Below are 20,966 nucleotides of genomic sequence, written 5' to 3' on the forward strand. Positions count from 1 at the left end.
TTATTGCCCGCCAAATTCCATAAGATATGCTTTGATAAATCCGTCAAGATCACCGTTGAGCACAGCATCAACATTGCCCGTTTCGAAATTGGTGCGTACGTCCTTAACCATTTTGTAGGGTTGCAACACATACGACCGGATTTGAGATCCCCATTCAATCTTCTTTTTTTGCGATTCTATGGCGGCAGTTTTTTCATAGCGTTTGCGCAACTCTATTTCGTAAAGCTGTGATTTTAAAAGGCGCATTGCATTTTCTTTGTTGCCCAACTGGGAACGACTTTCGGTATTTTCAATGATAATTCCTGTTGGTGCATGGCGTAAACGAACACCGGTTTCCACCTTGTTTACGTTCTGTCCTCCGGCGCCTCCACTTCTGAAAGTATCCCAGGTAATGTCAGCCGGGTTGATTTCCACTTCAATGGTGTCGTCAATTAGCGGTGCCACATAAACCGATGTAAACGAGGTCATTCGTTTGTTTTGCGCGTTAAATGGCGACAGACGCACCAGCCGGTGAACGCCGTTTTCGCTTTTCAGAAAACCGTAGGCAAATTCGCCTTCAATTTCTATGGTGCAACTTTTTATGCCCACTTCGTCGCCGGCCTGCATGTCGGCCACTTTCATTTTGTAACCCTGCTTTTCAATCCAGCGGCTGTACATCCGAAACAGCATATCAGCCCAGTCGTTACTTTCGGTACCACCGGCACCGGCGTTAATACGCAAAACTGCGCCAAGCCGATCCTCTTCGTTACGAAGCATATTTTGTGTTTCCAGCTCTTCAATTAGTGTCAGCGTTTCGGCAAACATCGCATCAACTTCTTTTTCGCTGGCTTCTTCCATTTCAAAAAATTCGTAGAGAACCAAAAAGTCTTCGGTGGCTTCGTGTACTTTGTTGAAACCGTCGGTCCACACTTTTATCGTGCGGATTTTTTTCATTTGTGCTTCGGCTTCTTTTGGATTATTCCAGAATTCAGGATCCTGGGTTTTTAATTCTTCTTCTTCCTGCTCAATTAGCTTTGCATCGTAGTCAAAGATGCCTCCTCAGCGCATCCCGGCGCTCAACAAGGTCTTTTACCTGTTCCTTTAAAATCATTTAGTGTTTTTTTAATAGGACACAAATGTACGATGAAAAGTTCAGAGTTTAAAGTGCTGTGTTCGGTGTTTTGGGTTATTTTTTATTCCAGCACTTCATTCATGTGTCGATGAATTAATTCCGGCTCAAACCCACGACCCTGTGTATAACGAATGATTTGCCCCATTTTCGTGAATTTGTCTTTCTTTTTAATGGTTTTGGCTTTGTCTTTCATGATTTTGACGAGCACCTTTTTGTATTTTTCTTCATCGATTTTATCCATTCCTTTTTGAATGGTAGCATCAGAAAGTCCTTTTTGTCGCAGGTAATGACGTATTTTTATACGTCCCCATTTGTTGAATTTAAATTTGTCATTCACATAGGCTTTCACGAATCGTTCGTTATCGATGTATTTTTCCTCGATTAGTTTTTCGATGATCTCATCCACTATTTCATCCACAATTTCGTAGGCGAGTATTTTTTTACGTATATCAGCAGAGCATTGCTCCGAACGGCTACAGAGTTGTGCCATTTTAGAAAAAGCCTGTTGTGCTTGTTGTTCTTGATTTTCCATTCGCTCAAAACAATTTTTAAAGGAAAATAAAAATAGTGAAAAATCTAATTTAATCCTATTCTGCTATTGCACAGCATAAAAGGTTATAATTATTACGAATAGAAAAACGAAAATGTACTCTTACTTTTCAACTGCAAAAACAAAAGTATGTTCAGGATCTGCATTGATATAATTGTAACCGGATGCGTATATATTTCCTTTATGGTCGATAAAAAGTCGATGTTGATATGTTGACAAGCTTATTAAATGCTCAAAGTCTTTAAAGTCTCTTGTTTTCCATACACCACTACTCGGAACCATAATATAATAATTGTTTTTAAACTTGTTGTAGGTATGCCAATGCTCTCCACGCCCCATGGTTGTATAAGGGGCTAGAACCAATTTGAAGCTTTCTCCGTCATCTGTTGATTTATGTAATTTGAATCCTCCCTGGTTTTGAGCGATAATTGTTGAGTCGTTAGGAACATACATGGATAATGAATACTCGGGTGTGTTGATCGTATCCCAGGTAATTCCTTCATCTTTTGTTTGTATAATAGATGTCGGATTACTACTCATTGTGAGGTACGAGCTTCCATATTTGTAGATTGGCCCGAGTGTTGATTCTTTAATCATTGTAGTACTGTCCTGAGTCCATGTTAGCCCTTTGTCTTTTGAGCAATATACTCCAAACGCAGCTTTGCTTGCCCACAGGTAATCGTCGCTTGTAATATTAAAAGAATAGTAATAATCATTATTAGGAATTGGCTTGGTAATGTATGACCAGTTTTCGCCCCAATCCTCAGATTTGTAAAGAGTTCCGTTCCAAACAGCAGCAAAAACAGTTCCATCGCTACTCATGTCAAGCATTCTAATATTGCCGGGAAATGGGAATCCCAAACGAATCCATGAGTAAGGCTCGGAGGATGATTTCCAGATGTCTCCATGACTAAGCATCATGCTTCTGTGGTTAATAGTGTCGGCAATCATATCCTGTATGCCTATCAAATTACCTTGTGTAATAGTATTCCAATTATTGTAGAAATAGGCAGTAGCTACAATTGTAAATTCTACATATTGTTTGTTGTCTGAATCCAGAATACGGCATGTTAGAAGCTGGTTGTTTGTGTCGTTGCCAAGTTGCCATTTTGTTGTCATTACCCCGTTTTCATCGGGATATAAAACGTCGTTGTCAACAATTCCACCGCCTTCGCTTACTGTTATTTCCATTTTGAATTCTCCAACTTCTGACGTAATCAGAGAATTGAAATCGATCTGTGCACCAACTTCTTCTGAAAGATACTGTAGTCCTTCAGCAGATTGGTTATTGCCAATTACAGAGCAGTAAAATTGTTCCAATGTTTCGCTTCCTGGTTCGGGATAGTGTTCGCAGGAAAGAAGCAAGGCAAAGATAATTATAGTGTAGAGTGATCTTTTCATGCGGAATAATTTTAATTAACGGGAATTGTTAAGCCGATAAGGATGGAAGTTGCACGATTGTATATTTTCTCATTACCTGTATTTATGTAAGCTCCTGGCGTCTCTTCATCGTTGTTTAATATATTTTTGACTCCAAACGATTGGTTAAACCACAAAAACATATTTGCCCATTGAAATATGGGGTAACCGATTCTGTACGAAAGCATAATCCCCGTGTCTGTATTTCGGAACCATTCATCGGCACTATCATTAAAATAGCTTTTGGTTATCTGGTAACTTTGATTGTTCGTGTAGGTTTCAATTCGTTCACCTTCTGCAAAAGCATTTTGAAGTAATGAAAAGTAACATCCTAAATTAATGCTTGACTGTATTTTATTGCCCATTTCAATGTTAAACATTAATGGAATGGTGAGGTAGTCGAGTTGTACTTCAGATTCGATTTGTGGTGCATTTTCTCTTTCAGACTGTATCGGATTCTTATAAATGGCGTTGTGATAGCCTTGGTAATTAAGTCCGTAACCTTTTCGTTCGTACCAGGCACCTGTAAGCAATGCAATGTTCTGACCCAACAGGAACTTTAATGAGACGCCTGAACTTAAGCCAAGCGATGTTTTGTATTCGCTTTTGTTTTCTGTACTTTTTGTATTTGAAACGAGAATCCCGGAGTGTGCAAGTATGCTAATATTTTGACCAAGCGAATCTGACGAAATATTTGATATATTTTTGTTGAAGGGTTTATATCCAATTCCAAAAGTAAGCTCGGTCGATCCTGTTTTACCTTCCACATTTTCGAAATATTCTTCTTTGCCATAAGTTACCCTTCCGCTAGCAAATACACTCCATTTATCGTTGATGTTGTAATTCACCGAACTTTCCAAAATCCAGCCTCGGTCATGCATTTTTGGAAAGTTTTCATCGCGGTATTCTTTGGTGAAATTATCGCGGTCTTTACCCCTGTATTCGTCATTGGTTAGGAAAGCATAATAGGCACCTCCTCCAATCTCAAAATTTAATTTTCCAGGTGTTCTGAACTTCAAAGTCAAAGGAACTCTTAAGAAGCTATAATATGATCGGCCTGTTGAGTAATAAGGTGCAAAACTGGAGGAGAGTGTAGGATCGTAGGAGGAAGTTGGGAAGAAGTCTGTGTAATAGTAATTGTATTGTCGTTCGTTGTAGTGGAAAGTTGCGTGGTTCACTCCTGATTGGAGAAGGAAAAAGTTTCCCAATTGATATTGGGCAAATATTCCGTTAACCGGGCCGGCTAGAGCAGCGAATCTGTCGTAATCGTATTTTTTATGTACGTTGGAATAGTTAATACCATTTTCAATTCCAAAAGTGAATTTCTGGGCATGGCATATCTGCAACGAGAATAAAATGATAATAAAACTCAGGATTAGTTTGGTTTTCATAGGAAACGGTTTTAGTATGAGATGGAATTTGGCGGAAAAAGGTTGCGTTTATTAAAAAAATGGCCATTGAAAATATCAATGGCCATTAAAGAATTATAATTTAGTCTTCCATAAAATCAGGTTCTTCTTTGCGCACTCCGGTAAAGAATTCTTCCAAATCGGCCAGTGTCGATTCTGTTTTTTCCACATCGCGCACTACTTCGCCTTTATCGAGAATAACAATACGCGAGCAAACATCTGCAACATGGTCGAGGTCGTGGCTCGAAATAAGCAGCGTTTTTTCCTTTTGTTTTGAAATGTCTTTAATAATATTTCGCAGCTGGTATTGCGACGAAGGGTCGAGATTGGCAAAAGGTTCGTCCAGTACAATTACTTCAGGATTTCCGAGAAAAGCGCCAACAACACCCACTTTTTTCTGGTTTCCTTTCGACAGGTCGCGGATAAATTTCTTTTTACCCAAAATCTCGTCTTTAAAGAAGTCGGTGTAATCTTCCAGGAAATTGGAAACGTCTTTGGCATTCAAACCGCGTAATTCGCCAATAAATTCGAAATACTCATCGGGCGTTAGGTAGCCAATGGTAAAACTTTCGTCGATGTAAGCAGCTACTAGCTCTTTCCACTCTTCTGTTTTCGAAACTTGAATACCATTGATTACTACTTCTCCTTTGCTGGCCCGAATCAGGTCGAGGACAAGAGAGAAAAAAGTTGTTTTTCCGGCTCCGTTGTTACCAACCAAACCAAATACTTCGCCTTTGGCAATGTGTAATTCTTCAAGATTAAGAACTGTTGTTCCGTTGTATATTTTTTGTAAGTCTTTTACTTGTATCATGATTTAAAAAGTTTGAAGCAGGAAGCGCGAAGTTGGAAGATTTGTGCTCCCGGCGTATTGTTGTTATTAATTTTGTTTCTTAATGCAATTGTTGTCTTCTAACTCGACTTGTAGTTGTAAACCATTTTGTGTTTACGTTTCAGGTATTGGCCCGTAAAATAGTCGATTAAGCGCGGGTGAAGAATGATTCCGATAACGCCCAAAGAACCAAAAACGACATACGCAGCGATACTTCCGAAAGCCCACGAAAGCAATCCGTAGAGTGCCACCGGACCAAAAATAACAGGGAAACTCATCAACCACTGCGTAGCGCCAACGCCCTGGTAGTTAAATGCTGCTCTTTGGTTTAATTCGATTGCTTTTTTACTATTTAGGCCGAGTGCAAAAATCACCCACGAGTTTACGCCAACGTTGTAAAGCATAACCACTAAATGAATGTACAGTACCTTTGGCGAAATGTACATGTAGCCCAACGAAAGAAGGTAAAAAACAACGTTCGTTACTGCCATCAGAAAAAAGGCCGATTGAATAACTTGTTTCATGCGTACGTTTTGAGCCATTAGCAGCGGGTAGTATTTCCCGTGCCAGGCTGGGAAAAACTGACCGTACATCATGCTGAAAATACCGGTCATAAACATGCCGCCAAGAACGAGAATAAACTCCGGAACTGCTTCTCCTCCATTGGTTTTGTAAATTAGAAGCCCGTAAAAAAGAAACAGCACCGACATCATGGCTGTATTTTTCGGTCGTTTGTTTCGCATAATCATTTTTACTTCCAACGACAACATTTTTCCATAGTCGCCAACATTGTTAAGCCAGGAGAAATCGTGCGTAGATCCTTGTTTTTTCTTTTTGCTGAGTTCGTCGAGATAAAAGCGGCTGTTGATATACGATTGGTTTAAAAAGTATAAAGCAACAATTGCAAGAGGGAAGATTATTGCTGCGTATGGATTTGCCACAACAAAATCGAAGAGTTTTCCGAAACCTCCGGTCAGGTCAACAATATTAAAATAGTCGATGGCGGTTAAGCCCGCGGCTAATCCCAGGAAACTGTAGAACAGAATATCCGATTCATTAGTTCGCCATTTAATGTACAGCGCCAGAAAGTGGTTAACGAAAATCATACAAAAAAGTGCTGCCAGCCAGGCCCAAAATACGGGGGGTGCCAGTGTTGGCGCAGCAATGCGTATAACAAACGGTAGTCCGAGTATTAATGGTAAAACATTAAAAAAATGCAGCAACGATTTGTTGAGCAGATAGCGCGCAATACGTTTGCGTTTTACCGGCAAAAGTAAAAACGGCTGAAACCCGAAAGTTGGCAGGTTTTGGATCATAATTCGCAGAACGAGCTCGTAGCCAAAGTAAATCAGCAATAGGGCATTAAATGCCTGAATTGGATTTTCAAGATCTTTTAATTTTTCAGTGAGCTGGAAGCCCATAAAAACGGCCACCAGCGAAAAATAGATGGCAAAAAAAATGAGAATGCCTTTGGTGGCCATGTTTTTGTTTTTCGATGCCGAGCGGAGAAATTCGCGCCAGGCAAAGTAGAAGAAGTTTCGTTTCATAAAGCACAATTATGTATTTAAAAGTTGAATGTTGTTTTTGTTTTTCTTATTTGTTGGTCAGCCGGAACATGAAAAAGTTACAAAGCAAACTCGGCAAATTGTTCTAGAAAGTGTTCTTTTATCTTTTTGGGTAAGTAAAAAAGCTGCCCGTAAAGCAACACGGTTAAGGCTACCATGATAAATGAAATAGCTAAAAGAATCCATGAATTCTTAATTGCAAAGGTGCCTGATAAATTAAAAAGCTGGACGCTTATATTTGGTAGTTGGATTGCCAAAACATAAACTGATGTGACTTTTTCTAACTGATCAGCAAGTAGAAATGATTTACCGGGAATGATCTGTAACTTGATTTTTTTTAAGAAAAAGCGGTGGTAAATAATAACACCAAAAAGAACGAGGAAAGCAAAAGTTGCAATTATCCAAAAGGTTTGATCTACGATTTGAAACAGCAAAAACAATCCAAGCGTACATATGAATGTTGTAATTACTTTTGGCCAGCGGTAAAACTTCACTAAATATTTCCAGAGCAAACGGTTGTACTTTCGCTTCAGTTCTCTTTCTTTTTGCTTTTTAATCTTGCTAAACCCATAAATGCCAAATTTTTTAAAGGAGTTTTTCAAAACTTCGTCAAAACTCAGTTCCGGGTTTTGTTGCCATTGTTCTTCAATTGCCGATGCCAGGTGATCCACCAGTTCAATTTGTACATCGTAATGATACACGTAATGTCTTCGACAAAATTGGAAGAGCTGTTCGTTTTCTTCTTGGGTTATGGTTCGGTTCATGGTACTTCTATTTTACAAATCCGGGGAATTGTTGGGTGAAATGTTCTTTGATTTTTTGAGGAATGAAAAAAAGATAAGCAAACAGAACAATGGTTGAGCTTACTATGAAAAAGGAGACTGGGAACAAAACAATGAAATTTGCTGGCATACTTATGCTTTGTTCCTCAAGTAATTGAAATGGCAGATTTGCCCCAATAGGTAAATAGCATAGAAACATTGCAAAGTATTGAATGTGTTTAAGTTGGTCTAATAATAAAAAGGATTTATCAGAAATGGGGTTTGTTTTGTTTATTGATTTATACCGAAGATGATAAACAAGGTTGCCACAAACCAACACCAAAATGTAAATAGCAAATAGCCAATGCAGTTGAGGAACAATTTTAAACAGTAAAACTACTGCCAAACTTAAGGCCAGGGTTAACAGCATTTTGGGCCAGCGATAAAATTCAAGCAGATATTGCCACAGAATACGATTGTACTTTTGGGTCAGTGCCCGTTGTTTTTGTTGTTTTACCTGTTGAAACCCGGTTGGCCCGAATTTTTGGAGTGCTTTATAAACGGCGTACTTAAAGGGATCTTCCGGTTTCTCTACCCAGTGTTGTTCAATTAAGGATGCCAGATGGTCAACCAGTTCAATTTGTAAATCGTATTGAGAAACATCGTGGTTTTCGCAAACTTTAAAAAGATGATCGGTTTCTTCCTCTGTAATTTGTCGGTTCATTTAAGCCAGTTTTGGGTTAATCAATACTTCCATGTTCGAAATAAAACTTTTCATTTCATTCAACAGGTTGGCGGTTTCTTTTTTCCCTTTCGCTGTGATATAATAATACTTCCGTATACGGTTGTTTACTTTGGCCATTTCAACGCTTAAAAGTCCTTTGGCTTCCAGTTTGTGCAGGGTGGGGTAGAGTGCACCTTCGGTAACTTTAAGTTGTCCGCTGGTAATTTTTTCCACCTCACGGGTAATTTGGTAGCCGTACATTTTGCCCTGCTCTTTTAACAGCGAAAGCACTATGGTTGAAAGACTTCCCTTGTACAAGTTGTTTTTTTGCATGGATTAAAATTATGAAAAATATAATACCTAAGCAAATTAGGTATGGGCTTTTTGGGATTTGCGGTTTTTAACCGCAATTTTAGCTGCGGTTAAAAACCGCAGGTCCCTTCTGTCGCAAGTTCCTTATTCAAACCTGTCAGTTAAGACCACGCCGTCTTTAAAACGTTCAACCGTTCCATCGGTATTAAAAACTTCAACCATTACAATATATGGGCCGGTTGCCAGTTGGTTTCCGTTTTCATCTTCTCCGTTCCATGTAATTTGTTCGTTTATTCCCAAAACCGCATTTTCGGCCAGTTTCCACAGGCGGCGCCCACCGGAATCGAATATCAGAATGTTGCAAATGTAACCAGGTTTGTCCATCGTTAAATCTATGGAATACGTGTCGTTATAACCATCGTTGTTGGGCGAAAAGGCTTCCGGTTGAAAAGTAACTGATATTTTTTGTGCTTCATGATTCATAAATTGTGAATTCTGATAACCCGGAGTTCCATAAACCGATTGTGTGGATGCAGAGTGCCAGTTCGAAACGTCGTTGGTAGCCTGCGAAAAAGAAATTCGTTCGAGTGCAATTCCCTCACGGTCGTAAAAAATTGGTGAATGCATTTTTTCGTAGTAGTAAAATTCATCGATGATTTGCAGATCGTTGTTCAGTAAAACCACATAATCATCATCGTTATTAAACGACGGAAATTTTTCCATTTGCAAAAAACATTCGGGGCACACTATGGTAAACCATGGGAAAACGCCGAGTGTGTCTTTGGTTAAAGCCAGGTATTCGTTTGGAAGAAGTTTTTTCCGTTCGCTGGTGAGGGCATACACCTGCGTAAGTTCCATGTCGTTGTCGCGCGAGGCAAGGTGGATTTTATTCAGCGCAATTTCTTTGTCAGAGTTGTTATAAATCTCCACATAATCTTCACCATCGGGAACCGGATTAAAAAGCACCTCGTTCAAAACAATATCGCCGGGCTCGATGATAATGGGATTTTTTTCCTCGCCCGAAACAATCACTTCATCCAAAATCACTTTATTCGATGAGTAATGGTTGTTCATATAAATCACGATTTGCAATTCATTTCCATTAAGACCGGTTTGTTCGGCTACAGCTTGCCCCCAGTTTCCCTGATTATCGCCATTGGTTTCAAAAGCTTCCTCTTCACCCTGATCAAGAATATAAAATGCTCTCAAGTACTTGTTTTCTTCGTTTTCACTGCTGCCTGTTTCGTTGGCATTTAGCTGAATGATGATGTTTTTGTAGGCAGTAATATCGATAATTTCCGAGCGCCAAACTACTTCACCATTAATATCGCAGCATTCAAAACGCCCGCCGGAAGTCGTAACTGTTTTAGCATAGTCATCCTCGTTTTCGAGAGTGATCTGGCTAAAATCGAGAGTCCATTTTGTAATGCCGGTGAAGTCAGAATTGATACCTGCTCCATCGCTATTTCCCCAAACGCCTTTGCCGGGAACAGAAAAACTTTCGTGCCAGATTTCCTGCGCATTTATCGGGTTGAAAAACAGGATGAAAGAGTATGTTAACAATTTTAGAAGATTGGGTTTCATAGCATTTACAATTAGAAGCAAAATACTAACTTTGAAGCACATTTAGACAGAAAAAGACTTTAAATTTTTTAAAATTAAAATTAACATGAAGGTTGCAATTGTTGGAGTGAGCGGCGCTGTTGGACAGGAGTTCCTGAAAGTGCTTGCTGAGCGGGATTTCCCGATGGACGAATTGGTACTATTTGGATCGGCAAGAAGTGCCGGAAAAACTTACGAATTTAAGGGTAAACAGCTTACAGTTAAAGAACTCAAACACGGCGACGATTTTAAAGATATTGATATTGCATTGACTTCTGCCGGTGCAGGCGTTTCGAAAGAATATGCGGAGACCATCACTAAGCACGGTGCGATAATGATCGACAATTCGAGTGCATTCCGCTATGTTGATGATGTACCGCTGGTAGTTCCTGAGGTAAATCCTGAAGATTCGAAAAACCGTCCACGTAATATTATTGCCAATCCAAACTGTTCAACCATTCAAATGGTTGTGGCACTGAAACCGATTGAGAATTTGTCGAAGATCAAACGTGTTCGTGTAGCTACTTATCAGGCGGCAAGTGGTGCCGGTGCACAGGGAATAGCCGAGTTGGAAGATCAGGTAAAAGATATTGCAGAAGGTAAGCCTGTGAAAGTAGAGAAATTCTCACATCAGCTGGCCATGAATATCATCCCGCACATCGATGTTTTCCTTGATAATGATTACACCAAGGAAGAGATGAAAATGAACTGGGAAACCAAAAAAATTATGCATACTGAAGCTGAGGTGAGCGCAACTTGTGTTCGTATTCCTGTAGCACGTGCACACTCGGAAGCAATTTGGGTGGAGACTGAAAAACCACTGACAGCAGAAGCTGTAACAAAAGCTTTCGAAGCATTTGAAGGTTTGACAGTGATCGACAATCCGGCGAAAAACGAGTATCCGATGCCGTTGTTTGTTTCAGGTAAAGACGATGTTTATGTTGGTCGTATTCGTCAGGATGTTACTGATCCGAACAGCATTACTTTCTGGTGTGTTGGCGATCAGATAAAAAAAGGAGCTGCACTTAACGCTGTTCAGATTGCCGAGTGGCTGATCAAAAATGGCGAAGTGAAATAAGACTTTGAAATACCGATATAAAAAAGCCCGGAAGATTTTTCTTCCGGGCTTTTTGCTTCTTGGGATTCATCGGATGACTATATGTTGTTAATAATAGTCACCCGATGAATAAAGTATTTAGCTAATCATGTCAAAACCAGTAAACGGAACCAGTACCTCAGGAATTTTAATTCCTTCCGGAGTTTGGTTGTTTTCAAGCAATGCTGCCACAATACGAGGCAATGCCAGCGCACTTCCGTTAAGTGTGTGTGCAATTTGTGGTTTTTTTACACCTTCTTCGCGGAAACGTAATTTCAGGCGGTTGGCCTGGAACGATTCGAAATTGGAAACCGAACTTACTTCCAGCCATTTTTCCTGGGCTGCAGAGAAAACCTCAAAATCGAAAGTTAATGCTGCGGTAAAACTAATATCGCCGCCACACAAACGAAGAATGCGGTAAGGCAACCCAAGTTTGGCAACCAAACCTTCAACGTGAGCTACCATTGTATCTAGTGTCTGGTATGAGTTCTCCGGATGTGCGATTTGTACAATTTCCACTTTGTCGAATTGGTGCAGGCGGTTCAAGCCGCGAACATCTTTACCGTACGAACCGGCTTCGCGACGGAAACAGGCACTGTAGGCAGTGTTTTTATAAGGCAAGTCTTTGGCATCCAGTATTACATCGCGATAAATATTGGTTACCGGAACTTCTGCTGTTGGAATCAGGTAAAGGTTGTCTTCGGTAATGTGGTACATCTGGCCCTCTTTATCGGGCAGTTGACCGGTTCCAAAACCCGAAGCCTCGTTAACTGCCAGTGGTGGTTGAATTTCTTCGTAACCTGCTTTTGAGGCTTCGGCTAAAAAGAAATTGATAAGTGCGCGTTGCAGTTGCGCTCCTTTGCCACGGTAAACCGGAAATCCTGCTCCTGTAAGTTTTACGCCCAGTTCAAAATCAATCAGGTTGTATTTGGCAGCCAGTTCCCAGTGAGGCAATGCTTTTTCATGCATTTCCGGAATGTTGCCAACTTTTTTAACCACTTCGTTGTCTTCCTCGCTTTTTCCGGCGGGAACCGAATTGTGTGGTAAATTAGGTAGTTGAACCTGCAAGTTGTACACTTTTTCTTCGATAGCTGCAAAATCAGTATCAAAGTTTTTAATGTTTTCCTTTATTTCGGCAGTACGGGTTTTAGCGGCATTGGCTTCTTCTTGTTTTCCTTCGCGGAAAAGCTGGCCAATTTCTTTCGAAATTTTATTCATTTCAGCTTTTGCCGTATCAGCTTCGCCTTGCAGTTTGTTTTTCTGTGCGTAAAGATCTATAATGGTTGAAACAATTTCCGAGGCATCGAAATTCTTACGTTTTAGTTTTTCTACTACTAACTCCGGATTGTCTTGTATAAATTTTATGTTGAGCATGTCTTTTCCATTTATTAGACTGCAAATTTAATAAATGAATTGGCACTTTATTATTAAACCTATTTCTAATTTTCAATCTAATAGTATAAGTTTAAAACCCTGTTTGTGAAATAAAGAAATCGCAACCTTTTTTTAGAAGAGTTCACTTAATCAGCTATTTTTATGAAACAAATAAAAAATTTATGAAAAGATTATCTTTTTTCCTTTTAACTGTAATTGCGCTAACAAGCTCTGTAAACGTTCTTTTTGCTCAACAAGAAAAACAAGAACGAAAAACTATCCCCGGTATGGGAAATCTATTAATTCCGCTTGAAATTAAACCTTCAGATAACAGCACCAGTATTGTGCTAGAAGATATTTCCGGTACTCCCAAAATGCATAGGGAGGTTCCTGAAAACCTTACGCTTACTGAAAATGTGATTTTTCACGAAACCAAAAGTTCCGATGGCGATCCCATGTCGATGAAAATGGATATTGTCAGGCCGGCAGATGAGGAGATCTATCCGTGCGTAATTTTTATTACCGGAGGAGGTTTTATGTGGGCTCCTAAAAACAGTAATTTGTATAACCGGTGCGAGATTGCCACAGCCGGATATGTTGTGGCCAGTATTGAATATCATGTTGTGTCGAACGGCTTGTATAGCGATGCTGTTAAAGATGTAAAGGCTGCCATTCGTTTTATGCGTGGCAATGCTCAAAAGTATAAGTTAAATCCTTTAAAAGTTGCTGTTTGGGGCGAGTCGGCAGGTGGATACCTAACTGCAATGACGGCAACAACCAATGGAGTTAATGATTTTGACGTAGGTGAATACCTAAATGAGAGCAGTAATGTGCAGGCAGCAATTGATGCGTATGGATTATCCGATCTTACAAAAATTGGAGCCGACTACGATAAAGAGGCAGAGGCAGCGCATTTTACAGCAGATGCTCCAGAGGCAAGGTATGTGCACGGTAAAAACAGTGGTTTAACAATCCTGGATAAACCTGAAATTGTTGCCAAATCAAATCCGGTAAATTATGTGGATAAAAAAGATCCCCATTTCTTTTTATTCACGGATCTGCTGATCAACTTGTTTCGCCCAGTCAAACTCTGCTAGTGCACACTGCATTGAGAGCGTCGGGAGCGAAGTCAACGCGTTATGTAATAACCGGAGCCAATCATGGCGGTGGGCATTTCTCCGACCCAAAAGTGATTGAGATTATGGTTGATTTTCTGGATAAAACCTTAAAGTAGAAACACTAAAAAATTTCCATAAAAAAACTCCTGTCGAAACCGACAGGAGTTTTGTATTTCCTTTGAGGGAGGTTAAACCCTCTGGTTTATCAATATCTTAAGCTAAACCTTTAGCTTCTTCAATCCATGGTTGTGGATCTTTTGAAGCGTAACGGCTTCCTGCTGCTTCAAGAACTTTCTGAATTGCTTCAACAGATGCTGCAGCAATTTCAGCATAAGTTGTAAAACCACCTTCAGCTAATACTTCAGCTAATTTTGGTCCAACACCAGTTAATTTCGTAAGATCGTCGCCTTCTGCTGTTGCTTTTGCCTCAGCTTTAGGAGCTTCTTCTTTTACTTCTTCAACAACCGGAGCAGCTTCTTTTTTAGGAGCAGCTTTTGCAGGAGCTTCTGCAACTGCAACATCAACTTCAGGAGCTACCGATACGTATGAGCGGTTGTTTCTTTTCTTTCTGAAAACAACAGTTCCTTCAATCAATGCAAATAAAGTATGGTCTTTACCCATACCTACATTGTCTCCAGGAAAATGTTGAGTACCACGCTGGCGAACTAAAATATTACCAGCTTTTGCAAACTGACCTCCGAAGATTTTTACTCCCAGTCGTTTACTTTCCGATTCGCGTCCGTTTTTCGAACTACCTACACCTTTTTTGTGAGCCATGGTAAATTTCTTTTATTAATTATCCAACTATGGTTTCTACTTGAATTTGAGTAAATTGCTGACGGTGACCATTCATTTTTTGATAGCCTTTACGACGTTTCTTTTTGAATACGATCACTTTGTCACCTTGAACATGTTCCAGCACTTTGGCTGTAATTTTAGCACCTTTTACGGTTGGAGTACCAACGGCAACTTTACCGTCGTTGTCAACTAACAATACTTTATCGAAATCAACTGATGCACCTTCTTCTGCATCCAGTAGATGTACGAAAAGCTTCTTGTCTTTTTCTACTTTGAATTGCTGTCCTGCAATATCAACAATCGCGTACATATTTATACTTTTAATGTTTACACCGTCAGGCGGATACCTTTCCAGATTTCACTTATTCGAGCCTGAACGATTCAAAATTCGGACTGCAAAAGTAGTTATTTTTAGATAATTAGCAAATAAATGCCAATAAATTGATGGCTAATTTTTGTGCTTATCTACTATTCACCGAAAATCAACTTTTGCAGTGGCTCCCATTGGCTCTGAAGATTGGCTTAACATTTGGAACAATGGACACTACTTCGCCGTGCAAATTATTTAAAAATTGCTCAAGTATTTGCTGATCTTCATTCATATTAACTTTTAGTTTGTGCACTTTGTATTCCATGGCTGCAGTTTTTAAAGTTCAATTTGTTTTTTCAAATAAACGCTTACATATATCAGCATTCTAACAACTTCATTTTTATCATTTCTTACAAACTCAACTTCATTTTTGCCGACTTCATCCTTCCATAAACCGGTATTGGTTTGCGTTGTTAGTGTTACTGTTTCATTCGCGATAGGATTTACGAATGCCAGTACTCCGTTTTCATAAATTACTTTAAAATCGGCCTGTGCCTGTGCCAGCCAGTAATTTCCAACAAGTGGTTTTATTTCGTTTGGCACTTCAGAGGCAATGCTGTCCTGTTCAAACTTTTTACCTAAAGGAATTACCTGTTGCAATTTCATGATAGAAATATTCCCATAGATGTCTTTTCCGAAAGAAAAATTCAGTTGCCTGGATACCGTTGGATAAAACACCCCGTTTTCATCGGGTGGATTAAGTGCCAGCACTTGTGCATTGGGAATATCAACAGCGAGACTTCCATCTTGGTAGAGAATCTTAAAAATGCTGTTTCGTTCTTCAAACAGGTAATTGCCGAGGTATTTTTTGTATTCATCAGGAACGGTATTATCAACCATTGCGTTCTCCATTTGATAGTCCAGAATTTTCATGGCTTTCGGATTGAAGGAAGTTTTTTCACCCAACCTGATATGTCCGGCATCTACAAAATCAAACTCGTGTGCAGTCGCATCAACAGCTACCCATCCGGCATCGCCCATATAAACCTCTGTCCAGGCGTGTTGGTAAAAGCAACCACCGGCATATGAAATGTACATGCATCCGATTGAAAGGCGAGCCGGAATGCCAACCGCACGGCAAAAAGCTGTCAGTAATCGCGAATGGGAGCCGCATTCTCCTTCGCGGGTATTGTAAGTATTAATGGCTGATGTGCCGCCCGGAATAGCTGCCATAATATTTTCGCCAACCCATGTGCTGAGTTTAACGGTTGCTTCCCAGGCATCTTTTGAATCTTTTGTAATACGTTCCGCCTCCTGAACTAAAACGGGATGATCCGATTCAATCAGTCTTTCCGGTTCAAGGTATTTTTTAAGTTTTTCATCAGCAAACTTCGGTGGAAAAGGTGGGGCATTTTCTCCTGTGTAATGCTGTCGGTCAACTTCAAATACTCCTTCAATTAAATTATTGCTTACAGTTCCTTCGAATTTCTGCCCCGGAAAATTTAAGTTCTTCGCTGTAATGACTTCTCCTTCTGATTGTATGGTTGCTTCAATTCTCATGGAAGAAATAGCGTGAACATTGGCGATAACCTTATCTACCCGGGCAAAAAGCAAATTATCGACATCAACAACCTGAATGCTCTTTTTTATGGATTCGTCGGCAAGGTAAATGAGCCGGTTTGAACCTTCGGTTTTTAACGCGCGACTGTTTTCTTTATCCAGCCAGAATTTTGCAGTAGTACCTGTTTGATGATTGAATTCTTCTAATACAATTGTATTATAATTGGCTCCCGCCAGTTCCAGTTTTTCTTCACCGATCCTTTCATAGGTTTTCGATATTATATCCCCACTCTGGATATCGAAAACCCTGTATTCTTTTGTTGCTGCATTTCCCTGAATAAAATCGTTCATTAAATGGGGGTAGGAGAGTGTATTCTCTAAAATTACACCATTGGGTAATTGGATTTCCCGAGGTTTTCCTCCTACAACGGCAGTATAATAAGCAACACCGTTGTTAAATGTGGCACACGAGTAGATCTCGGCTCTGGTTTTAAAACGCTGTTCAACAAAAACGGGGAGTTCTGTTTCAGGTGTAATTAATACATTCTCTGTAATGATTAACTCCACATTTCCGCCCAGTGCACGCTGTTTTACGAACGCTTCTGTATTTACGCTTAATAATTTCCGGCCATCTTTTTCAGTAGAAGTTATGGACATCTCAGAATAGCCGCAAAGTACACCGCTTATCTCAACGGCGTAAGTCATTTTTTTCGGCATGTCGTTTAGGCTCTGCCCAGGTGCTGCTATCCATAAAAAAGTAGACAGCAATAGCCAACTTATGGTTTTTATTGTTTTCATGGCAGTAAATTTTTGGTTGATGAACAGTACGTTCACTGTTCCTCGTTCGGTTTATTTGACAATAAAACCGATGTTTTTAAGTACAATAACAAGCAGTAGAATTCCGGTAACAAGAACCAATGCCAACAGTATTTTATTGGACCGGTCGCGTTTTCGTTGTAGTTCAATGTTTTCAGAAACCAGTTCCAGGTTTTTGTCATTTAGATCATTCAAACAGATTTCGAGGTGTTTAATGTGGTATTTTACCTGTCCCTGGTTAACAAAGAAGTTAAGAGCAATACCTATAAGGATAAAAGTTAGAAATACCACAAAATCTACACCGTTGAGCGGTCGCACATAACCGTAGGCAGTGTAAAAATAAACCAACGATCCGGCGATAAAGCCAAAGAGGTAAGTGCCCGATACGGAAAGTAGAGTAGTAAAGAACTTTGTTTTTAGGTAAGTGAGCATGTAAGCCAGCTTGTCGCGAGTGTTTTGTCCGTTGTCAGCAGCCTCGGAAAAGCGGTTCAACATTTTGTATTGCATGAAAATTAAAGGAATAAGTAATACCATTCCTGCAACCGTAACTGACATTACGTTGGTAGTACCAAAATAAAGAACAAAGTCTATGGCCAGCACGCATAGTGCGAGTGCTTTCAAAACCAGATCTAAAATAATTATATTCTTTATTTTTTGTGTCGTATCGTTCGAGCGTCCCGAAATAAATTGTTCGATGGACGAGCTTTTGTAATCCGAAGCTTCCATCAGGGTTTCTGCTTTGTTCCACATAGCTTTTAATTTTTCGTCGTTTTTGTTCATGACTCTTGCTTTTCTGTTTCTGAAACCAGTTCTTCCAGCTTCCGCTTTATGCGCACCAGTTTCACGCTTACATTGCCTTTAGTTGTCCCCATAATCGCTGCTATCTCGTCGTAACTTTTTTCTTCGAGCCAAAGCAGAATTAGCGCTTTGTCAATCCGGTTGAGTTTTGAAATAGCCCGGTAAAGTAGTTTCATTTGTTCCTTCTCGTCAGAAGGTTCCGTTTCCATACGATCGTTGTCGCGCAGCTGTTCAAAATGAAGATCCTTATTCTTTTTCCGCACATCGCTGATTGCTGTATTCAGCGCTACCCGGTACATCCAGGTACTGAATTTTGCTTCTTCCCTGAAATTTGGATACGATCTCCATAGCTGCAGGCAGATTTCCTGAAAAAGGTCTTCGCGGTCGGCCGGCCCATTGGTATAAACCATTGTGACTTTATGAATGATCGCCTGGTATTTTTCGATCAATTCACTGAATTCCTTTTTCTTTGATCTCAGCACTTTCATTTTTTTTGTTTCACTTTGTTGGTCGCAACGAAACGAGAAAAACTACATTTTTTTTAGAAAAAGTTTTGGACGCCGGGAATTTCTTCAACTACTTCCTCAGCCAATAACTTCAATAACTTTGTATTGAATGAGATCTTCAACCAGATCTTTGATTTCGGGCATATGCTCCGGTTCAACACCGGCTTTTACCCGAATCTCTTCAAGAGACAGATGTTCACCATCGGGGAATGGTAAATTATAGAGGAACTTCCCCTGTGCGGTAGTAAGATTGATTTTCTTTTCAGACCGTTCGCGCCCTTTGCCAACCCAAATAGCAAGATTGCTAAAGTACTGCCCATTACGGGCGAGCGAGAAACGTACACCGGCATTTCTTTTTTCGCGAATTTTTGATTGCTCCAAACTTCTGTCGCCGAAATTTCTCAACTCTTCCAGTAAATCAATTTCAAAGGCAATTTTTTGTTTCTCCAATGTGTAGCGGAAATAAGGGCGTTTGCGTTCAATGGTTTCTTTTTTTGAGACGATTCCCAAACTGGCCATGGCTTCCAGGAAATCCTGAACGGTTTGTATGTGCATGCCCAGTCGCGATGCAGCTTCCGACGCCGAAATGTCGCGGTAATTGTTCAAAAGCCTGAAAATATCTTTCGAATAATTTTTTGATATGTATGTGCCAAATCTGGCAGCGTCTTCAAAGTTCATGTTATGAAAATATTCCAAGTTTAACCGAATTCAACCGGTCTAAAATTCTCACTTTATCGCCCCGCATATAAAAATCGGCAAAGGTGATAAACAACTTTCCCATCGATTCGCAAAGGTGATCGAATGCGAGATCTTCTTTGTAATCGAGGTAATCTTTTCGCGAAATATGCACCGATACCTGTCCGTCGAAATTGAAAGCGATCCAGGTTTTTTCGAGGTAATTAAAATTAGGGTTGTACAAAGCAGCCCACTCATGTCCGTACTTTATGGGAACAATCAACACCCTGTTTTCTTCCTGGTAGGTCATTCCAACCATAATGCGTTTCAGGTAATTGGTGAAATCAATAATATCGTATTTTGAGTATTCGACTACTCCTGCAGGTCGTGGCCGCTCTGTATATGATTCAGGGCCTTCGTCTACATCCCATGCTGCCAATTCCAGCACTTCACGCCCCCGGTAATTAAATCGTTTGGTAATCATTCCATAGATTAACCAAAACAACAAAAGATAAAAAAACACCAGGACCGCTTTGAATTCATTGGGGAGTTGGGGGACCGGTGCATTTAGACTTTCAGGTACTTTCATCAATAACATTACCCCACCTAACGATAGCAGGTAAAAAGCGCTCACCAGCATATAATAATTGCCTGTTTTATAAAACGACCAGAATCCGAATGCCAGTGAATAACATAGAATCAGGATCCCCAGCGCTGTAAAAGCTACTCTGAGATCGAAAAAAATGAAACATAAGAAGAAGATTACAAGTGAGATGATGGCCGGAACCAATCCTTGTATACCTCTGTCTGCTTTTAACTTTTTCATGGCCTGAATACTTTAGTTAATAAATACTACAAAAAATATGAACTATACAAAGTTAATACCTTTTCAGCCTGTTTGTCAAGACCTACGATGATGTTGTTCAGCATAGATTAGTCTTGCAATAAATCATTTTTAATAATTACCAACATAACCAAAATGATTGTTATATTTGTTTGCATCGAAAAAAAGATACAGGGCAAACGTTAGTATGCAAAAAAAAATACGCTTAAACATTTTAGGATTATCGGTAAGCCAAACCCAATCAGGGGCTTACGCGTTGGTGTTGGCAGAAGAAGAAGGTGAACGTAGAATCCCTATTATTATCGGACCGGTTGAAGCACAGGCGATTGCCATTCAGCTAGAAGGATTAAAACCTCCGCGCCCACTTACCCACGATTTAATAAAAAATATGGCTCTGGCTTTTGATATTGCCCTGCTGGAAGTAACCATATACAAGTTGGAAGAAGGCATATTTTATTCGGAGCTATTGTGTGAGATGAACGGCAAAGAGGTTCGGATAGATTCGCGAACATCAGATGCAGTAGCTTTGGCGCTGCGTTTCAGGTGTCCGATTTATACTGCGGAAGAAATTCTGCAGAAAGCCGGAATTGTATTGGAGACCGATGATGAAAACTCTCCGGTGCGCAGTATGATGGATGAAGATGAAACAGAAATAGTAGGCTCTTCTTATGCGCAGTACTCAACCAGCGATCTACAGGAGCTGCTGAATGAGGCCATTGCGGAAGAGGATTATGAAAAGGCATCGATAATACGCGATGAATTAAATAAACGAGAGAAATAAATCGATTA

23 protein-coding genes are annotated in these 20,966 nt (G+C 40.0%); 4 read left to right on the plus strand and 19 right to left on the minus strand.

The window, feature by feature from the left end:
• The 10 genes from prfB to G0Q07_RS04620 all read right to left on the minus strand — a co-directional run bounded on the left by prfB (position 1) and on the right by G0Q07_RS04620 (position 10,264).
• Positions 1–1,090, minus strand: a protein-coding gene (gene prfB, locus G0Q07_RS04575) for a peptide chain release factor 2 (protein ID WP_163344980.1) whose coding sequence is annotated in 2 segments (ribosomal slippage) — positions 1–1,026 and positions 1,028–1,090 — 1,089 coding nt in all. Because the reading frame shifts where the segments join, the coding sequence is not laid out codon by codon here.
• An 82-nt stretch (positions 1,091–1,172) separates the two neighbouring features.
• Positions 1,173–1,643 (minus strand): regulatory protein RecX, encoded by a 471-nt coding sequence (locus G0Q07_RS04580; protein ID WP_163344981.1) that lies wholly within the window; start codon positions 1,641–1,643, stop codon positions 1,173–1,175.
• A 120-nt stretch (positions 1,644–1,763) separates the two neighbouring features.
• On the minus strand, positions 1,764–3,062 hold the full coding sequence (locus G0Q07_RS04585) for a WD40/YVTN/BNR-like repeat-containing protein (RefSeq protein WP_163344982.1): 1,299 nt from the start codon (positions 3,060–3,062) through the stop codon (positions 1,764–1,766).
• An 11-nt stretch (positions 3,063–3,073) separates the two neighbouring features.
• Complete coding sequence (locus G0Q07_RS04590; protein ID WP_163344983.1) at positions 3,074–4,471, minus strand: outer membrane beta-barrel protein; 1,398 nt, start codon at positions 4,469–4,471, stop codon at positions 3,074–3,076.
• 100 nt (positions 4,472–4,571) lie between these two features.
• Positions 4,572–5,300 (minus strand): ABC transporter ATP-binding protein, encoded by a 729-nt coding sequence (locus G0Q07_RS04595; protein ID WP_163344984.1) that lies wholly within the window; start codon positions 5,298–5,300, stop codon positions 4,572–4,574.
• Positions 5,301–5,398: 98 nt separating this feature from the next.
• Positions 5,399–6,865, minus strand: coding sequence for a DUF5687 family protein (locus G0Q07_RS04600; protein WP_163344985.1), 1,467 nt, complete (start codon positions 6,863–6,865; stop codon positions 5,399–5,401).
• Between the two features lie 77 nt (positions 6,866–6,942).
• Entirely contained in the window at positions 6,943–7,647 is a 705-nt protein-coding gene (locus G0Q07_RS04605; protein WP_163344986.1) for a hypothetical protein, read from the minus strand.
• Positions 7,648–7,654: 7 nt separating this feature from the next.
• A complete protein-coding gene (locus G0Q07_RS04610) occupies positions 7,655–8,368 on the minus strand; it encodes a hypothetical protein (protein ID WP_163344987.1) in 714 nt (237 codons plus the stop codon).
• Positions 8,369–8,701 carry a PadR family transcriptional regulator gene (locus G0Q07_RS04615; RefSeq protein WP_163344988.1) on the minus strand — a complete coding sequence of 111 codons (333 nt, stop codon included), beginning with the start codon at positions 8,699–8,701 and terminating at the stop codon, positions 8,369–8,371.
• Positions 8,702–8,824: 123 nt separating this feature from the next.
• Complete coding sequence (locus G0Q07_RS04620; protein ID WP_163344989.1) at positions 8,825–10,264, minus strand: lamin tail domain-containing protein; 1,440 nt, start codon at positions 10,262–10,264, stop codon at positions 8,825–8,827.
• An 85-nt stretch (positions 10,265–10,349) separates the two neighbouring features.
• Between G0Q07_RS04620 and G0Q07_RS04625 the strand changes: the two genes are divergently transcribed.
• Positions 10,350–11,360: an aspartate-semialdehyde dehydrogenase gene (locus tag G0Q07_RS04625; RefSeq protein ID WP_163344990.1), complete on the plus strand. Its 1,011-nt coding sequence runs from the start codon at positions 10,350–10,352 to the stop codon at positions 11,358–11,360.
• A 117-nt stretch (positions 11,361–11,477) separates the two neighbouring features.
• On the opposite strand, the gene serS is transcribed toward G0Q07_RS04625, so the two are convergent.
• On the minus strand, positions 11,478–12,752 hold the full coding sequence (gene serS / locus G0Q07_RS04630) for a serine--tRNA ligase (RefSeq protein ID WP_163344991.1): 1,275 nt from the start codon (positions 12,750–12,752) through the stop codon (positions 11,478–11,480).
• 182 nt (positions 12,753–12,934) lie between these two features.
• Here serS and G0Q07_RS04635 point away from each other — a divergent pair, with 182 nt between their 5' ends.
• Together G0Q07_RS04635 and G0Q07_RS04640 are read left to right on the plus strand one after the other, a co-directional pair.
• The gene (locus G0Q07_RS04635) at positions 12,935–13,849 is read left to right on the plus strand and encodes an alpha/beta hydrolase (protein WP_163344992.1); all 915 of its coding nucleotides are present in this window, start codon (positions 12,935–12,937) and stop codon (positions 13,847–13,849) included.
• On the plus strand, positions 13,843–13,986 hold the full coding sequence (locus G0Q07_RS04640) for a hypothetical protein (protein ID WP_246223019.1): 144 nt from the start codon (positions 13,843–13,845) through the stop codon (positions 13,984–13,986). Before G0Q07_RS04635 ends, G0Q07_RS04640 begins: the two co-directional genes overlap by 7 nt.
• 97 nt (positions 13,987–14,083) lie before the next feature.
• Here the strand turns inward: G0Q07_RS04640 and rpmA are convergent, their stop codons facing one another.
• The 8 genes from rpmA to G0Q07_RS04680 form a co-directional block, all read right to left on the minus strand.
• Positions 14,084–14,647, minus strand: coding sequence for a 50S ribosomal protein L27 (gene rpmA / locus G0Q07_RS21380; RefSeq protein ID WP_163344993.1), 564 nt, complete (start codon positions 14,645–14,647; stop codon positions 14,084–14,086).
• 19 nt (positions 14,648–14,666) lie between these two features.
• On the minus strand, positions 14,667–14,978 hold the full coding sequence (gene rplU / locus G0Q07_RS04650) for a 50S ribosomal protein L21 (protein ID WP_163344994.1): 312 nt from the start codon (positions 14,976–14,978) through the stop codon (positions 14,667–14,669).
• A gap of 172 nt (positions 14,979–15,150) precedes the next feature.
• Positions 15,151–15,303, minus strand: a complete 153-nt coding sequence (locus G0Q07_RS04655; RefSeq protein WP_163344035.1) for a hypothetical protein — start codon at positions 15,301–15,303, stop codon at positions 15,151–15,153.
• Positions 15,304–15,314: 11 nt separating this feature from the next.
• Positions 15,315–17,336, minus strand: a complete 2,022-nt coding sequence (locus G0Q07_RS04660; RefSeq protein WP_163344995.1) for a transglutaminase-like domain-containing protein — start codon at positions 17,334–17,336, stop codon at positions 15,315–15,317.
• Positions 17,337–17,387: 51 nt separating this feature from the next.
• A complete protein-coding gene (locus tag G0Q07_RS04665; protein ID WP_163344996.1) occupies positions 17,388–18,134 on the minus strand; it encodes a hypothetical protein in 747 nt (248 codons plus the stop codon).
• Positions 18,131–18,640: an RNA polymerase sigma factor gene (locus G0Q07_RS04670; RefSeq protein WP_203532673.1), complete on the minus strand. Its 510-nt coding sequence runs from the start codon at positions 18,638–18,640 to the stop codon at positions 18,131–18,133. The genes G0Q07_RS04665 and G0Q07_RS04670 overlap by 4 nt, the downstream gene beginning before the upstream one ends.
• A gap of 96 nt (positions 18,641–18,736) precedes the next feature.
• Positions 18,737–19,336, minus strand: a complete 600-nt coding sequence (locus tag G0Q07_RS04675) for an HVO_A0114 family putative DNA-binding protein (RefSeq protein ID WP_163344997.1) — start codon at positions 19,334–19,336, stop codon at positions 18,737–18,739.
• A 1-nt stretch (position 19,337) separates the two neighbouring features.
• Positions 19,338–20,159, minus strand: coding sequence for a hypothetical protein (locus G0Q07_RS04680; RefSeq protein ID WP_163344998.1), 822 nt, complete (start codon positions 20,157–20,159; stop codon positions 19,338–19,340).
• Between the two features lie 205 nt (positions 20,160–20,364).
• On the opposite strand from G0Q07_RS04680, the gene G0Q07_RS04685 reads away from it, so the two are divergent.
• On the plus strand, positions 20,365–20,958 hold the full coding sequence (locus G0Q07_RS04685) for a bifunctional nuclease family protein (RefSeq protein ID WP_163344999.1): 594 nt from the start codon (positions 20,365–20,367) through the stop codon (positions 20,956–20,958).
• The last annotated feature ends 8 nt before the right edge of the window (positions 20,959–20,966 follow it).

Source organism: Draconibacterium halophilum, from assembly GCF_010448835.1.
In the GTDB taxonomy this organism is placed as follows: domain Bacteria; phylum Bacteroidota; class Bacteroidia; order Bacteroidales; family Prolixibacteraceae; genus Draconibacterium; species Draconibacterium halophilum.

What these genes read in the sequence shown, in the direction of transcription:
- G0Q07_RS04580 (WP_163344981.1), bottom strand. Translation starts at nt 1,643, where the DNA reads ATGGAAAATCAAGAACAACAAGCACAACAGGCTTTTTCTAAAATGGCA.
- G0Q07_RS04585 (WP_163344982.1), bottom strand. Translation starts at nt 3,062, where the DNA reads ATGAAAAGATCACTCTACACTATAATTATCTTTGCCTTGCTTCTTTCC.
- G0Q07_RS04590 (WP_163344983.1), bottom strand. Translation starts at nt 4,471, where the DNA reads ATGAAAACCAAACTAATCCTGAGTTTTATTATCATTTTATTCTCGTTG.
- G0Q07_RS04595 (WP_163344984.1), bottom strand. Translation starts at nt 5,300, where the DNA reads ATGATACAAGTAAAAGACTTACAAAAAATATACAACGGAACAACAGTT.
- G0Q07_RS04600 (WP_163344985.1), bottom strand. Translation starts at nt 6,865, where the DNA reads ATGAAACGAAACTTCTTCTACTTTGCCTGGCGCGAATTTCTCCGCTCG.
- G0Q07_RS04605 (WP_163344986.1), bottom strand. Translation starts at nt 7,647, where the DNA reads ATGAACCGAACCATAACCCAAGAAGAAAACGAACAGCTCTTCCAATTT.
- G0Q07_RS04610 (WP_163344987.1), bottom strand. Translation starts at nt 8,368, where the DNA reads ATGAACCGACAAATTACAGAGGAAGAAACCGATCATCTTTTTAAAGTT.
- G0Q07_RS04615 (WP_163344988.1), bottom strand. Translation starts at nt 8,701, where the DNA reads ATGCAAAAAAACAACTTGTACAAGGGAAGTCTTTCAACCATAGTGCTT.
- G0Q07_RS04620 (WP_163344989.1), bottom strand. Translation starts at nt 10,264, where the DNA reads ATGAAACCCAATCTTCTAAAATTGTTAACATACTCTTTCATCCTGTTT.
- G0Q07_RS04625 (WP_163344990.1), top strand. Translation starts at nt 10,350, where the DNA reads ATGAAGGTTGCAATTGTTGGAGTGAGCGGCGCTGTTGGACAGGAGTTC.
- serS (WP_163344991.1), bottom strand. Translation starts at nt 12,752, where the DNA reads ATGCTCAACATAAAATTTATACAAGACAATCCGGAGTTAGTAGTAGAA.
- G0Q07_RS04635 (WP_163344992.1), top strand. Translation starts at nt 12,935, where the DNA reads ATGAAAAGATTATCTTTTTTCCTTTTAACTGTAATTGCGCTAACAAGC.
- rpmA (WP_163344993.1), bottom strand. Translation starts at nt 14,647, where the DNA reads ATGGCTCACAAAAAAGGTGTAGGTAGTTCGAAAAACGGACGCGAATCG.
- rplU (WP_163344994.1), bottom strand. Translation starts at nt 14,978, where the DNA reads ATGTACGCGATTGTTGATATTGCAGGACAGCAATTCAAAGTAGAAAAA.
- G0Q07_RS04655 (WP_163344035.1), bottom strand. Translation starts at nt 15,303, where the DNA reads ATGGAATACAAAGTGCACAAACTAAAAGTTAATATGAATGAAGATCAG.
- G0Q07_RS04660 (WP_163344995.1), bottom strand. Translation starts at nt 17,336, where the DNA reads ATGAAAACAATAAAAACCATAAGTTGGCTATTGCTGTCTACTTTTTTA.
- G0Q07_RS04665 (WP_163344996.1), bottom strand. Translation starts at nt 18,134, where the DNA reads ATGAACAAAAACGACGAAAAATTAAAAGCTATGTGGAACAAAGCAGAA.
- G0Q07_RS04670 (WP_203532673.1), bottom strand. Translation starts at nt 18,640, where the DNA reads ATGAAAGTGCTGAGATCAAAGAAAAAGGAATTCAGTGAATTGATCGAA.
- G0Q07_RS04675 (WP_163344997.1), bottom strand. Translation starts at nt 19,336, where the DNA reads ATGAACTTTGAAGACGCTGCCAGATTTGGCACATACATATCAAAAAAT.
- G0Q07_RS04680 (WP_163344998.1), bottom strand. Translation starts at nt 20,159, where the DNA reads ATGAAAAAGTTAAAAGCAGACAGAGGTATACAAGGATTGGTTCCGGCC.
- G0Q07_RS04685 (WP_163344999.1), top strand. Translation starts at nt 20,365, where the DNA reads ATGCAAAAAAAAATACGCTTAAACATTTTAGGATTATCGGTAAGCCAA.